The organism is Streptococcus lactarius (assembly GCF_016642265.1).
In the GTDB taxonomy this organism is placed as follows: Bacteria; Bacillota; Bacilli; order Lactobacillales; family Streptococcaceae; genus Streptococcus; species Streptococcus lactarius.
This window is the reverse complement of sequence record NZ_MRXX01000004.1, coordinates 52,896-67,832: the sequence shown is the minus strand read 5'-3', so window position 1 is coordinate 67,832 and position 14,937 is coordinate 52,896. Positions and strand designations below refer to the sequence as shown.

Below are 14,937 nucleotides of genomic sequence, written 5' to 3'. Positions count from 1 at the left end.
TCCTATTCTTGATCTGCTCCCTCTACTTGAAGACTTAATTCATCCAATTGTTTATCTGAAACAAGAGATGGGGCTTGTGTCATTGGATCTGTTGCCTTATTGTTCTTAGGGAAAGCAATAACTTCACGGATATTGTCTTCACCCGCAAGAAGCATCACGAAGCGGTCCAAACCAATGGCCAAACCACCATGTGGAGGGAAACCGTAATCCATAGCTTCAAGCAAGAAACCGAATTGCTCATTCGCAGCTTCTGTTGTAAATCCGAGAGCTTTAAACATCCGTTCTTGTAGTTCTTTATGATTAATCCGAAGGCTTCCTCCACCCAATTCATAACCATTGAGGACAATATCATAGGCAACTGCCCGAACTTTCGAAAGATCACCTTCCAATTCATGCTCTGTTTCTTCTTGTGGCAATGTAAACGGATGGTGGGCAGACATGTAACGGCCTTCTTCTTCAGACCATTCAAACATTGGCCAATCCACTACCCAAAGGAAATTGTATTGATTGTTGTCAACTAAGTCAAGCTCTTTTGCCAAACGAACACGCAAGGCACCTAGCGTTGTATTTGCCACTTCAAGACTATCAGCTACAAAGAGGACCAGATCCTTGTCTTCCAAGTGTAAAGCTGTTGTCAAGTCACTTGTCACATCTGTCAAGAACTTAGCAACTGGACCATTTAAGGTACCATCCGCATATTTGACCCAAGCAAGACCCTTGGCACCGTATTGCTTAGCTACTTCTGTCAACTTATCAATGTCTTTTCGAGAATAGTGATCCGCTGCACCTTTGACAACAATTGCCTTAACAGCAGGTGCTTCAGAGAAGACTTTGAAGTCTACACCCTTGACAAGCTCTGTCAAGTCTTGTAGCAACATATCAAAACGTGTATCTGGCTTATCTGAACCATATAAGCTCATAGCGTCATCATACTTCATCCGTGGGAATGGAAGTGTCACTTCAATTCCTTTGGTTTCTTTCATGACACGTGCGATTAATCCCTCTGTAATTTCCTGAATTTCTTGTTCACTTAAGAAAGACGTTTCCATATCGACCTGTGTAAACTCAGGTTGACGGTCTCCTCGTAAATCCTCATCACGGAAACACTTCACGATTTGATAATAGCGATCAAATCCAGCATTCATCAACAATTGTTTTGTAATCTGAGGACTTTGTGGGAGCGCATAAAAGTGGCCTTTGTTGACACGAGAAGGAACCAAGTAGTCCCGTGCTCCTTCTGGGGTTGACTTCGTAAGAAATGGTGTTTCGACATCGATAAACTCTAATTCATCCAAGTAATTGCGGATCGAATGGGTCACTTTTGCACGCAGTTTGAGGTTGGCCAACATCTCAGGGCGACGTAGATCCAAATAACGGTAACGAAGACGAGTATCGTCATTGGCTTCAATGCCATCCTTAATTTCAAATGGAGTTGTTTTTGCAGTATTGAGAACCGTAATCGCTTCTACCTTAAGTTCTACTGCACCTGTAGGTAAGTTAGGGTTTGCTTGTTCCCGCGCTTCTACAAGACCTGTAACTTCAACCACGTATTCACTACGGATGCTTTCTGCAGTTGCCATCACTTCTTTTGAGGCTGTATCAGGATTTATGACCAATTGCATGACCCCTTCACGGTCACGTAAATCAATAAAGATTAAGCCCCCTAAATCACGACGACGGCCAACCCATCCTTTCAAAGTGATATGAGTTCCAATGTGTTCTTCACGAACACGTCCAGCATACATTGAACGTTTCATTTCTTCATTATCTCCAAACTAATATTCTTGCTTCTATTTTACCACAAAGACCGGCAGAAATGGCCTTTAGACCTATTTTTTCAAGCCCACTTATGGTTTGTCAACATCTTCTTCCTTTTTAGGATCATCATAAAGGGTCGGTAGGAATACTTTCATTAAATTCGCTGTTCCAAATCTTAGCACCGCCGCTGCTATCCCAAAAATAGGGGATAAGTAGCGAAAAAAGAAATCCCCTCTAAACACATAGGTCAGCATCCCCACAATAAAAAAGATGATCACCCCTTGAAACACTGCATACCTGTATATTTTTTTCACACTGACTCTCCTTTTTCTAGTTTTCTCACAATTTTTTAACTTATCCACCATTTTCTCTTTGTTATCCACAAAACTGTGGATAACTGTTGATGGATCCTTCTTAAAACGAGAGTAAATCCATCGCATCAAGACTTGTTTTCATGATTTTACAAGATCTTTTTCCACATCCTGTGGATAACTTTCCTTGTAAGTCTCATTCCCAGCTTCACTTTTTTCACAAATCAAGGAGCTAGAATCACCTCTAGCCCCCTTAATCAAATACTATTTAAACTCTTCTGGCGCTCCTGTATATTGAGACCAATCATTTGTAAAGAAACGATCATTCAGATGGTAAGTCGGTGCCTTTTCAGCTTTGGTGACAAATGGATTAACCGCTTTGTCAAAGGCAATCCACCCATTCCAGCCCATGTGAATCGTATCTTCCATAAAGTAAGACTTATCTCCATCTTTAGAGAAGTCTGCAATATTGGTAAAGCCTTGACTTTCCAGTTGATAACGAATCTTGTCAACTGCTCGATCGTACATATCTTGACTCAGACCTGTATATTTCATCCATTTGGCATTGACAGGAGGAATCACAAAGATCACATTTGTGTGTGATTTCGCAAACTGATCTAGGACCAATTGTAAGTCATTGTACTCAGGAGATTGTATATAGGATTCGTTCTTTTGGAAGCCCTTCAGTTTTTTCAGCTTCATTTTTAAGCGCGTATTATAAAAATGATTGCTGATCCCAAGGTCATTGTTATTGGTTTTAACTTTTGCTTCTGCTGTTGCAATTTCTTCTAACTTTTCATACGAAAATTCATCCGGTAAGTCTTGTAGACGTTTTTTAACTTTCTGATCGTAATTCCCATTTGTTCGGGTAGCAAGATTGCTAAACAAGGCATCCTCCCGTTGAACGAGATGTGAAACCAACTGATTCAACTGACGATCAAATGTTGAAATTTTCTTCCCTTGAGAAATTTTCGTCACAACACTTTGAAACGCAACGTTTGGAAACTGTTGTAAAAGACGTTTTGCAGCATACTCAGAAGCAGCACCATCTTGATGGTTGGCAATGAAGCTATTCAACTGGTCGCTATTAAAGAATTGTTGAAAGGCCGACGAATCATAACCCGTTTTGGTAAACCATTGCGGAGAAACCACATAAACAGCCGTATTATCTTTGAGTTCTGGTAGGATCTGTTGCATACCAAAATACTGGTTTAAGGATGCAGCACCACGTTCCCCTAAAAAGTAGGGTCTGTAATTGCGATCATATTTTTCAGCCAAAACTGCTGGATGCACCACGTCAAAACGCAACCATTCGCTCGATCCGAAGTAAGGGACAAACCGATGGTGAGGATCTGAAAGGGCTTCTTGTTTTTTTGAGCGACTCTTGAATCCTTCAGCATTGAGACTGACGGCAGCTTTTTTTTCTTCGGTATAGTTGTGTTTATGATTGACCGGGTATAAAGCTAGTAAGGTCACCACCATAAGAAGGGCACAGAAAACCGGCCCTAAAATCAACCATAAACGCTTAAGCATTCTGAAGCTCCATCACACCTTCTACGATTTTGTTTGCAGTGTTCCAGTCATCGCGTCCAAATTCAGACACAGGAACACGGATTCCAAATCGACTTTCCAACTCAACAATCAATTCAACTGTTCCCATGCTATCAAGGACACCCGCATCAAAAAGATCCTCATCCATCATGTCTGAGACATCTTCCATAAACAATTCGTCAATAATTTCAATTACTTGTGATTTTACATCCATTTTTTATTCTCCTTTTATTTCACTTTTGGGAACCATTGCTGATCCAAGAATCCTGAGAAGATCAGGAAGGACAGCATCACTGTATTAAAGGTGATAAAGATCCCCAAAGCCTTGGTCCAACGATTGTCCGGTATCGGATCCAATCCTTTTGCTTTTCTTTCTTTATTAATAGATTTTTTCTTTCGAATCCAGGCATCATTGATAACCATTCCAATCCCATGGAAGAGCCCATAAGCGATATAGTACCAAGTCACTCCATGCCAGAAGCCCATGACCAACATATTGATAATGTAGGCAACATTTGAGGTCGTGATCCGACTCTTGAAGACTTTATTACGCATCAAGACCATGACGAGACGCATAAAGACAAAATCACGGAACCAAAAAGAAAGACTAATATGCCAACGATTCCAGAACTCCTTCAAATCACGAGAAATGAAGGGGCGATTAAAGTTGATTGGACTCTTAATCCCCATCAGATTAGAAGCTGCTAAGGCAAACATCGAATATCCCGCAAAGTCAAAGAAAAGATCTAAACCGTAGACATACATGACTCCCAGTGTTCCGATGTTGAAGAATCCACCTTGAGATAAGGCATAGGTCTGCACATGACCTAACAATAAGTGGCCAAAAATATGAGCTAGGATAAATTTATAGAGGAAGCCATACATGATATACTTAACAGCTTGCTCCAACATATCCAACAATTCATCACGCTCTGGGATTTTTTTGTAATCCTCATCAAAACGCTTGAAACGGTCGATCGGGCCACTTGAAAAGGTTGGCATAAAAAGCATAAAGCGCAAGAATTCCCAGAGAGTGAATTCTTTCAAAACACCGTCCCGCATTTCAATAATCATCCCGACAGCCCGGAAAGTCAAATAGGAAATCCCTAAAAATCCTAGTAAAGATTGATGCCCGTGCTTGATGGCAGGTTCAACCTTTACAAAGATCAATGGTAAGACGGATAAGAAGGAATGCAGATAGAAAATCCACTTATTATCCGCCTTCTGACGATAAAACTTGTAGGAATACACAATCAAGATTTGCCATACCACATAAAATAGTAAGGCATAAATTTGCTTGAGATCCGTCCCCGTCAGCATCAAAATAATAAAGGCAAAACTGACGACTCCTTCATAGATTGGAAATCTCTTCTTGTAAAAGAGTCCAACAAAGATTGGCAAGAAAGCTACAATGAGGTAGACGAAGTAGACCGGCGTTCCATAGTGTTCTAAATGAGGGAGCTGTTTCAAAAACTCGATCATCGGTTGTTAACCTCGCTAATCAACCCCTTGATGTCGATTTTCCCATTTGGTGTTAACGGCAAACTATCACGGTAAAGGAATTTCGATGGCATCATATAAGACATCATGATATCTTCCAAATCTTCCTTGATGGCTTTCGTAATATCAATTTCCCGTTCAAATTGCCCTTTGACACCATCTTTTAGGATGACATAAGCCAAGAGGTTTTGAACTTTATGATCTTTGTTGTAGCGCGGTACAGCAACAGCCGACTCAATATACTTGGATTTGTTCAAGTTTTGAGAGACATCTTCTAGCTCGATGCGGTAACCGTTAAACTTAATTTGGAAGTCCATTCGACCACCGTAGAGAAGAAGTCCTTCATCTGTCATGGTTCCAACATCTCCTGTGTGGTAGGCTGGAAGACCTTCAAACTCAAAGAAAGCTTCAGCCGTTTTTTCAGGATTGTTCATATAACCTTTGGAAACCGCAGGCCCAGACACGATGATTTCTCCCTGTTCCCCGTTTGGCAATTTATTTCCATCTTCATCGATCACGAAGGTTGGAGAATCTGCCTTTGTATAGCCAATTGGCAGACGTTTCAAAGTAGCCAACATCTCATCGGTCACAGCTACAGCTGAAAGAGCTACAGTCGCTTCCGTTGGACCATAGGCATTGATGATGCGCGCATGTGGGAACCGTTCACGCAATTTTTGAGCGGTCTTGACGGTCAACTCTTCCCCATCAAAATAGAAATGAGTGATTGCTGGCATCTTTTCAGCATTGAAATCCTCAGACAACATGGCCATATCCGCAAAAGATGGTGTTGAAGTCCAGATAGCAATTGGAAGAGAAAAAATGGTCGCAAAGAGTTGTTTAAAGTCTTGGGTGATGGCTGATGGAAGAGCATAAAGTGTGCCTCCAAGAGCTAAGGTTGGTGCCCAATACATGACAGACAAGTCAAAAGAATAGGGTGGCTGTGCTAGCATTTGCGGACGCTCTGGCGTTGCAAATTCCTTGTCCGTAATCATCCAGTTGGTGAAGCTGAGCAAATTATCATGCGAAATTTGCACCCCTTTTGGTTTCCCAGTTGTCCCTGAGGTAAAGATAATGTAGTAGTTATCATCTCCCTTAACTGGATGCTGCAAGTCATAAGCATTCTGAGCTGCATAGGCCGCACGAACCTCGTCCAGGCTCAAAATAGGAGTGGCTCCACTTTCTAGTGGAAATTCATGAATGGCAATAATCAAACTTGGTTCTGCCACTTCGACAATGGCTGACACGCGCTCCAAGGCCGAATGACTATCAATTGGAATGTAGGCATGGCCTGATTTGGTCAAGGCAACAAAGGTTGCCAACATTTCATATTCTTGTCCACCAAATACTACAACTGGAGATTTTTCAGGAAGGCCTAATTGGTCAATGTGGGCCGCTAAACTATCCGAATCTGCCTTGAGCTGACCATAAGTATGCTCTTCTCCAAGGACATTGTAGACAGGATAGTCTGGTTGCAACTGAGCATAGCGTTCAATCGTATCGATCATATCGTGAATGGGTTGGTTTGACACAGGTAAGAGTCTCCTTTTCTAAAATTCATTGTAAATAAAGCCACCTTGACCTTGACCAAGGTAACTAAAGAAATAAAGCAGGGCTAAGAAAATGGCGAAATACAAGACCGTCTGCCCGATAAATTTATAAAGTGTTTTATGTTTCATAAGGTTCACTCTTCATTTTGATTGTTATTGTCTATTTTACCATTTTTTATACCAAGTAAGCAATTTTAAACATAGCAAGTAGGTCTTGGAAAACGTTATCATTTGTCGCTTGCTATTTTTTCATTGCAAGTTGCCTAGATCCCTCCTTGATGAAGCCATTTCAAGGCCAACTCTAGGTCTACATCATTCTCCAAGTGGCGGGGCGACCATGGGACCAAAATGTCCGGTTGGACCCCTTTATCCGTCATACTCTTGCCATGATCTATCGCTAACGACCTAGAAGTTGGGAAAAAGAACTGGTATTCTCCATAATCTACCTCACAGCAATTTGAATAATCTAAAATTCCCAGTGTCGGACGCCCCAGTACTGTCACTTTCTGAAAATTCTTCATCATGCGGACGAAATTATCTCCGGATGAACCACAATAAACATCTGACAAGAGAACAATTGATTCTGGATAGGCTTTTCCTTTGATATCTGGGAAAAATTCTGAATCATCTTCACCGTAGGTCAGATAGCCTTTCCCACGATTTTTTAACAGCTCCTCTTTCATTTCTTGAATCAATTGCTTGGTTTCTTGGCTAAGGTATTCCTGTTGCAGCAAATCCTCAAAATCCTTCAAACGTATATCTGCATTTCGATTGGTGTAAAGAATCTCCATACCCTCATCTTGCCACTCTATCGCGTCATAGCCTTGACCTTCTGACAAAGCAAGATGCAATAGTGGAAAATACAAGGAGTCGGTCCCTCCGCTATTTTTCCGAACATCTATCACTAGATATTTCGTCTCCCGAAGGAGGGGCAAACACTCTTGGTATAAGTGGCTAATCGCTTGTTCTTCCATAAAATTATCCAAGCGAAGATAGACGGTCTCCTCATCCAATTGTTTCCAAAATATATGATCCTGAATCGGCTCTCGGCTGGGGACTACTTCAATGGTCTTTTCTACCCCTTCTCGAAGCAGGGTAACCTTTGTCGACTGAGAGACCAAATCCGCCCATTCTCTATAGTGTCTTTCGGGGGTCTTACTGATAAAATAGTCCTTATGAAGAGACGCTACTTGCTTCAAGCCACTTCCATCCAGACCTAGGATTTGATCTCCTACTTGAAGACCCGTATCTTCATTTGCCACTTCTACATAGAGACCATCTTCTGTCGAGCGCAACAAAAAACCTTTATTGGGGGCCTTTTTCTTTCCAAAGGAAACATGACCAATCACCCCAAAACTAGCTAGGTATGTCTTAACTTGGTAGAGAAAGGCATCATCCGTCATATCATCTGTAATTTTTTCTCGAAAACAATCTGGATCACATCCTTTTTGATCTCTGATGGTAGATGAATCATGAGTCATAATAGAGACGACATCTTCAAAAATAGCAGTCTTTTTCATAAAGGATTCCTTCAATTTTTTAGAAACAGTATACCACTTTTTCTTAAAAAGTTCTTAAAATCCTAAAAAACTATCCTAAAGTAGGATAGCCGTTATAGATTCTTTCTTTTTTTGGCTTTCTTTGTCAGAGCAACATCACAATTTTCAATCTTGCTAATCAATAGATTGGCAAGAGCAAAATCATCGATGTTCGATTTCATATTCACCTCATAGTTCAAGGTCAATTGTTCTCCAGCTTGGGCCGTTGTGACAGAAATAAAGTCAATTTCTGAACAACTTTGTTCCAACAACTGAGCGATTTGTTCTGCAACAGCATCTTGTTTTGAGACTGTAATGGTCAAATGACGGCGCCGTTGATGATCTGCCTTACTCTGTTTGTTCTCCAATACAAGCCAAACCCCTAGTAAAGAGAGGGTTGATAAAATGGCCAATAAAAGATAGCCCGATCCTGCTGCTAGTCCTATAATCATGGCTAGAAAAATTGCAATCAACTCTCTCGAACCACTCGTAGCTGACCGGAAACGAATCAAACTAAAGGTCCCTGCCACTGCAATCGAGGTTCCCAAACTTCCATTGACCAAAAAGATCACTAAGGTCATCATACAAGGAAGCAAGGTCAAACTAATGACAAACTCTCGAGTGTAAAGTGTCCGGTATTTATAGGTCCAAGATAGGGCCATCCCTAAAAAGAGGCTGACTAAAAGGGCCAACAGTAAGCGCAAGGGATCCACCGTTGCTGTAGCATTATTAAAAATAGAATCAAATAGATTAGACATAGGCAGCACCTACCGTTTCTTCCACTGGTCTTGGGGCATAATCTAAGCCTTGTGATTTATGATAAGCGCAGCTATATTTTGAAAATTTCTGCTTGACCAAACCATACTTCTCTAAAATATCCTTTAACCATTGAGGTTCTTGTCCGGGAGCCTTAATTTCCATGATCACGAAGTCATCCTCTAACAAAGATTCTCCTTTCTTTCCACGAAAAAGACTAACAGCTTGATCACGAAAGACTAAGTTTTGATCGATTGTCACGCGAATTTTCTGATAAGGGTAACCCTGAATGGATTTCTTTTCTTTGAGAGACAAGCGATCGTAGTAAATGAACATCCGTGGTTCCAATCGATGACCATAGCGTTTACGCAATCTCTGAATCTCTTGCACTAAGTCTGGATCTTGTATCTGATGATCTACTTTCCCATCTGTCATCAAGTTGATAATGGCTTGTGAAGTAGCGACTAGACGGAATTTATGGCCAATTCCTTCTTCATCTTTTGACTTCACCTCTAGAAATACCGGACTGTCTGCTTGAGGTTTTTCTATATAAGTCCGCATCCGAATTTTTTCACGGCGGTGTTGTTTGGCAAGAGCATCTTGAATGACCTCAAAATTTTCCGTATCAAAATAAATGTTTGAAATAGTTGAAGTTGGATAATCATCTTCTACAACATATTCTTTTAAGTCTTTGATCAAGTCCTTTACATCATCTTTTGCGACGATATATTTTGTTTCGATTCGCTTGAAACTTGTTTCAATTGTTTTTTTCATGTTTCTACTCCTTTAAGGGGGGATATTGCTTCTAATCTTCAGTAAGTATGGATACGACTTACGTGTTTTCTAGTTTAATGGGACTTTCTTAACTGGTCATTAAGCCAAACTTAAAGAAAACTAAAGTTAAGATTCCTTTCAGAAAAACTTTAGGAAACTTTCAGCTAGCAACTTTAGACTAGGAGCATATCAATTGAACGAGAGGAAAAGCTCATGAAATCAAACAAATGGAAATTTTTATTAACGGGGGCCGCAACCCTCGCCCTACTAACAGCGTGTAGCCAAGCATCATCTCAATCAGCTACAACAAGCGCAACAACAACTGCTTCTAGTGTCTTAAAGAAAACGACTAAAACCAAGCAATCTGACTATTTTACCGAAAAAGATTCAGACACCTCATATGATGAAAGTAAAGCATCTACTGTCAAACTATCTGGTTCGTCTGCAACTGTTTCAGGGGATGGAGTAGCTGTTTCTGGATCAACTGTGACCATCTCGAAGGCCGGAACTTATGTCATCTCTGGTGAATCCGATGGGGTTCAAATCAAAGTCGAAGCAGGTGACTCAGATGATGTTCATATCGTCTTAAAAGGTGTTACTATGTCCAATACCAACGCACCAATTTCTGCTACGAAAGCGGGGCATGTCTACCTGACTCTAGCAAATGGCACGACCAATACCTTGTCTGATTCAAGTTCAAACAGTGATGAAGATGCCGATGCGGTCATCTTCTCTAAAGGCGACCTTACCATCAATGGTTCAGGTACGCTCAACATCGATGCCAAGAAGAACAACGGTATCAAAGCTAATGACACTCTTCACATTACGGGTGGAACCTATAAAATCACGGCTGTAGGAGATGCCTTCAATGTCAATGACGAACTCAATATCACTGGCACGACCATGACCATTGACGCAGATGAAGATGCAGTCAAGGTGGATAATGATGAGGATACTTCGGTCGGAACCATGTACCTTTCAGATAACAAAATGACCATCACAGCAGGAGACGATGGCATCCATGCTTCTGGTGATCTGATCATCGATAGCGGAACCTATAAGGTAACCGAGTCTGTCGAAGGTCTCGAAGGAAAATCGATCACCATTAACGGTGGAGATATCACCATCTATGCAACCGATGACGGGGTCAATGCGGCTAATGCCAATGCCAACCAAGATGAAATTTTCTTCACCATGAACGGTGGAACCCTCAACGTTGAAGTCGGCCAAGGGGATACCGATCCAATCGACTCAAACGGTAATATCACTGTTACCGGAGGAACCATTAAATTAACAGGTCAATCTGGATTCGACTTTGATGGTACTGCTACCTACACCGGTGGAGACATCTATATCAACGGTGAAAAACAAACGGAAATTGTCAACTCCATGCCTGGAGGCGGTGGCGCTCCCGGAGGTGGCGGACCTCAAGGTGGTGGACCTGGAGGCGGGCATCAATAATCAATCACAAAAGTGGGAATCCTCTTCCTGCTTTTTTGTCGCCTTTTTTATGATAGAATGGGAAATCAGTTAAGCTATCGAAAGGAATATCATGAACAAACGAACCCTTCCCCTTCTCTTAACACTGACAGGGTGCCTCATTACCTTGTCTGCCTGCATTCCTGATTTCAAGACTCATCTCAAAAATGAACCGACTTCTTCTACGACAAAAAAGAAAAATTCAAAAAGAAGTAGCACGACCAGTTCTAAAAGCATCCCTAGCTCGGCATCACCAAGTACAGAGCCTTCCTCTAAATCCCTCACAACTGATGGGCTCCCTAAAAATGCCCAAGAAGCCCCCAAAGATAAGATTTATGCGACTGGTAATTTAAAAGTAGTCTACTCTAAAAATAAGGACGAAATTATCGTACAAACACCGGATTATGAAGGGTATACAACGACTCTTGTACGAACAATACTTGGAGAGCCTGAGGAACAACGAACCGACCCTAGCTATATGTCCAAATCTTTTGTAAATACAGAATTAGAAAATATTAAAAAACTTAAGCAAGAGAGCAAACTCACAAAGGAACAGGCCCAAGCCTTTTTGACGGGGGCAGCTGATCTCAAACAGGCTTCTCAAATGGGAGCTAACTACACCATCTACACCTATCAAAACAAGTCTATCCAACTCGTTTTTGAAAAGGACAAACTCCTCTACATCACACCAAATCCTGACGTCGTTTTCTTTAAGTAATTAAAAAAGTGGAAACAAGTAAATGGCCTGTATCATTCACTTGCTTCCACTCTTTTTGTTTCACGTGAAACAAAAAGAGCCCCCAACTACAGATGAGTTAGGAGCACTTAAGGATTAGTCCTCTTCATATTTTTTAGGATTATAGAACCACATTCCGAGACCTACAAAAAGAGCGATAGTCATCAGAAGGAAAGCAACTTGATTCCCAATTTCTCCCGTCATGGAGATCGTTTGACGAAGGCCAGAAACGGTATAGCTCATTGGCAAGAAAGGATTGATCGCTTGGAAAAATCCATTTGTCAAGGCCAAAGGATAGGTTCCTGCACTCGAAGCCAATTGCAAGAGCAAGAGAATCAAGGAAAGGAAAGCACCGACTTTACTTTGCCATGTGGTTAAGGCTGTCACGATAGACATAAATGAAAGACTACCAATCACACAAAGGAATAGTGTAGCACCTTCATGGTTTGCGGAAAGACCAATCATGTGAACTGCTCCATAGACCAGCAGTCCAGCGATTATAGCAATCGTTCCATTAATCTCAAACCGTGATTTAAACCAAGCCCAGCGACTTTCAGGGTGTCGACCGGATGGCAATTTTGCAAAAATCATGTTGGTTGACAAGGCACAAACAAAGAGAGCTACCGAGATCATATACGGAGCCATCCCGACCCCATTTACAGGGACATTGTCATGGTCTGTTTTCGATGTCGTGATAGGATTTGCCAAGGTGTTAGCATTTTCTTTTTCAGTTGTGGCAGCGCTCAATTGTCCTTTGGCTCCCTGTAAACCTTGACTCAAGTTTTGACTTCCTGTTGCTAATTCACCCAAACCGTTTGTCAAAGTTTGGCCACCAGCAGCCAATTTACTAGACCCATCAGAAATCTGATTTGCACCGTCTGCCAATTTGCCAGCACCAGTAACCAATTGACCGGATTTGTCTGTCAACTGATTGACACCTGTGACAAGTTTGTTGACCCCACCGGCCAATTCAGGGGTCTTACTATTCAATTGCCCAACACCATCTGCTAATTTGCCAGCTCCAGCAACCAATTCACCAGACTTGTCTGTTAATTGGGTTGTACCTGACACCAGCTGGTTCATACCAGATGTCAAAGCAGGCATCTTCCTATTTAGCTCACCCAAGCCAGAAGCTAATTTGTTACTTCCTGCAAGGAGTTCAGAGGATTTACCATCTAATTGTCCAACTCCTGTTGCCAACTGATTGACACCTGACGTCAAGGTATTACTATGGGTCTGAAGTTGGCTTGCCCCACTTGCAATTTTATCGACACCAGCTGTATAAGCATTGATCCCTTGACCGATGGTTTGACTAGCTGGCAACAATTGTCCACTAACTGCGGATTGGATCTTAGACAAACCACTTGACAAGTCTGTCAAGGTAGAAGAAGCTGTCGGCAACACTTGATTGGCTGCAGTTTGCAGCTGTGTCAAGCTATTTCCTGTATTCAAACTACTTTGGATCGTTTGGATCGTTGTCAAGATGCCTTGAGCTGCTGTTTCACTCGAGCTTGGGCTCGATGAGATCGCCGCACTGATTTCCGCTTGTTGCTCAGCTGTCATTGCTTGGTAGGCTGCTGTTCCTTGAACACTTGCAAGCGTGTTGGCACGATCTGCTTGTACTGAAGCAATTATGGATTGAGCCGTATTTGCAATATTCGTCAAGCCAGATGATAGCTGACTAGTGTCTACTGAAGCATTTTGAATTGCTGCATTTAATTGGTTCAAACCTGCTGTCAATTGATCGAGCTGAGCAGATTGACTTGTCGAGGTTTGTAGTTGACTGGACAAGGTTTGAATACCCGATTCTAATTGAGAGACACCGTTTCGAAGACTTGCAGATTGACTACTCAATTGGCCTGCCCCTTCAGACAAGGAAGCAACCCCATTCGTATAGGTCACTAAACCATTTGAAAAGTTTGATAGTCCTAAGTTCAATTGACGAACGCCATTGGTATAATTCCCAAGACCATCATTAAGCGTTCCCATACCGGTTGTTAATTGACCGACTCCCGAAGCCAGCTGAGGTGTTTGACTGGCCATTTGGTTAACGCCACTTCCCAATTGAGCTACCCCTGTAGCATAAGCCATTAAACCTGTATTAAAACTTCCAAACCCATTGTTTAATTGCTGAACACCAGATACCAACGTTGGCATTTGACCAGCCATTTGATTGAGACCATTTCCCAATTGCCCCACACCATCTGTATAGGCTACTAGACCTGTACGAAGACTTGTTGCACCATCTGAAAATGTTAAACTGGAACTAGCTAAGGTATTCAAATTAGTGGTCAATGTTTTCCCACCGTTTTCCAACTTTGTTGCACCATCTGCTAATTTAGCACTACCATCTGCCGCAGTCCCCATACCGGTTTTCAGTGAACCCATTTTGGAAAACAAGGCAGTTGTATAGGTATTGGTTACTTTTTCAGCTACTGACTGCTTTATTTTTGTCATTGCAGTTTCGCTCATTTTTCCTGCAATAAAGCTATGCCCACTGGAAGTTTCGTAGTCAATCGTCATCTGTTCCGGATGGTTGGTTAAAATCGAACTAGCTTTTTTTGAAAGATCTTCCGGAAGCGTCACAATCATATAATAATCGCCATTTTTCAGACCATCTTTCGCATCTTTTTCATCTACAAAGTGAAAATCAAGGGCGTCATTATCCTTTAAATTGGACACCATGTCTTTCCCAATTTCCATCTTTTGTCCATTATAGGTAGCGGTTTGATCTTTATTGACGACCGCTACAGGTAGATCTGACACTTGACCATACGGATCCCACATAGACGAGAGAAAGATGATATTATAAAGAGCTGGAATCATCGCAACCCCAATCATGACAATAATAAATGTCGGCTTTTTAAGAATCGCCTTCCATTCTTTCATCATATTTTTTGTCTCCTTTTTATACACATTGTCTAAATTTCTGATATAATAGATTATACAGTTTCTAGAAATTTTCACAAGTAGAAACTCTCGTTTTT

General features: G+C 41.5%; 13 protein-coding genes. 2 read left to right on the top strand and 11 right to left on the bottom strand.

What is annotated here, in order from left to right; all coding sequences use genetic code 11:
• Positions 1–2: 2 nt before the first annotated feature.
• The 10 genes from aspS to BTU61_RS03640 all read right to left on the bottom strand — a co-directional run bounded on the left by aspS (position 3) and on the right by BTU61_RS03640 (position 9,735).
• A complete protein-coding gene (aspS, locus tag BTU61_RS03685; protein WP_200772379.1) occupies positions 3–1,757 on the bottom strand; it encodes an aspartate--tRNA ligase in 1,755 nt (584 codons plus the stop codon).
• A 90-nt stretch (positions 1,758–1,847) separates the two neighbouring features.
• Positions 1,848–2,072 carry a hypothetical protein gene (locus BTU61_RS03680; RefSeq protein WP_244967035.1) on the bottom strand — a complete coding sequence of 75 codons (225 nt, stop codon included), beginning with the start codon at positions 2,070–2,072 and terminating at the stop codon, positions 1,848–1,850.
• Between the two features lie 261 nt (positions 2,073–2,333).
• On the bottom strand, positions 2,334–3,602 hold the full coding sequence (gene dltD, locus BTU61_RS03675; protein ID WP_200772378.1) for a D-alanyl-lipoteichoic acid biosynthesis protein DltD: 1,269 nt from the start codon (positions 3,600–3,602) through the stop codon (positions 2,334–2,336).
• A complete protein-coding gene (dltC, locus tag BTU61_RS03670; RefSeq protein ID WP_187538465.1) occupies positions 3,595–3,834 on the bottom strand; it encodes a D-alanine--poly(phosphoribitol) ligase subunit DltC in 240 nt (79 codons plus the stop codon). The genes dltD and dltC overlap by 8 nt, the downstream gene beginning before the upstream one ends.
• 14 nt (positions 3,835–3,848) lie before the next feature.
• Positions 3,849–5,102, bottom strand: coding sequence for a D-alanyl-lipoteichoic acid biosynthesis protein DltB (dltB, locus tag BTU61_RS03665; protein WP_200772377.1), 1,254 nt, complete (start codon positions 5,100–5,102; stop codon positions 3,849–3,851).
• Positions 5,099–6,649 (bottom strand): D-alanine--poly(phosphoribitol) ligase subunit DltA, encoded by a 1,551-nt coding sequence (dltA, locus tag BTU61_RS03660; protein WP_200772376.1) that lies wholly within the window; start codon positions 6,647–6,649, stop codon positions 5,099–5,101. The genes dltB and dltA overlap by 4 nt, the downstream gene beginning before the upstream one ends.
• 18 nt (positions 6,650–6,667) lie before the next feature.
• Positions 6,668–6,796: a teichoic acid D-Ala incorporation-associated protein DltX gene (locus BTU61_RS03655; protein WP_003002102.1), complete on the bottom strand. Its 129-nt coding sequence runs from the start codon at positions 6,794–6,796 to the stop codon at positions 6,668–6,670.
• 134 nt (positions 6,797–6,930) lie between these two features.
• On the bottom strand, positions 6,931–8,187 hold the full coding sequence (locus tag BTU61_RS03650) for a S41 family peptidase (protein ID WP_200772375.1): 1,257 nt from the start codon (positions 8,185–8,187) through the stop codon (positions 6,931–6,933).
• Between the two features lie 92 nt (positions 8,188–8,279).
• Complete coding sequence (locus BTU61_RS03645) at positions 8,280–8,963, bottom strand: DUF4956 domain-containing protein (RefSeq protein ID WP_200772374.1); 684 nt, start codon at positions 8,961–8,963, stop codon at positions 8,280–8,282.
• Positions 8,956–9,735 carry a polyphosphate polymerase domain-containing protein gene (locus BTU61_RS03640; RefSeq protein ID WP_200772373.1) on the bottom strand — a complete coding sequence of 260 codons (780 nt, stop codon included), beginning with the start codon at positions 9,733–9,735 and terminating at the stop codon, positions 8,956–8,958. Before BTU61_RS03640 ends, BTU61_RS03645 begins: the two co-directional genes overlap by 8 nt.
• A 213-nt stretch (positions 9,736–9,948) precedes the next feature.
• Between BTU61_RS03640 and BTU61_RS03635 the strand changes: the two genes are divergently transcribed.
• Together BTU61_RS03635 and BTU61_RS03630 are read left to right on the top strand one after the other, a co-directional pair.
• Positions 9,949–11,196 carry a carbohydrate-binding domain-containing protein gene (locus BTU61_RS03635; protein WP_200772372.1) on the top strand — a complete coding sequence of 416 codons (1,248 nt, stop codon included), beginning with the start codon at positions 9,949–9,951 and terminating at the stop codon, positions 11,194–11,196.
• A gap of 91 nt (positions 11,197–11,287) precedes the next feature.
• Entirely contained in the window at positions 11,288–11,932 is a 645-nt protein-coding gene (locus BTU61_RS03630) for a DUF4947 domain-containing protein (protein ID WP_200772371.1), read from the top strand.
• A 114-nt stretch (positions 11,933–12,046) separates the two neighbouring features.
• Here the strand turns inward: BTU61_RS03630 and BTU61_RS03625 are convergent, their stop codons facing one another.
• Positions 12,047–14,842 (bottom strand): YhgE/Pip domain-containing protein, encoded by a 2,796-nt coding sequence (locus BTU61_RS03625; protein WP_200772370.1) that lies wholly within the window; start codon positions 14,840–14,842, stop codon positions 12,047–12,049.
• Positions 14,843–14,937: the final 95 nt, after the last annotated feature.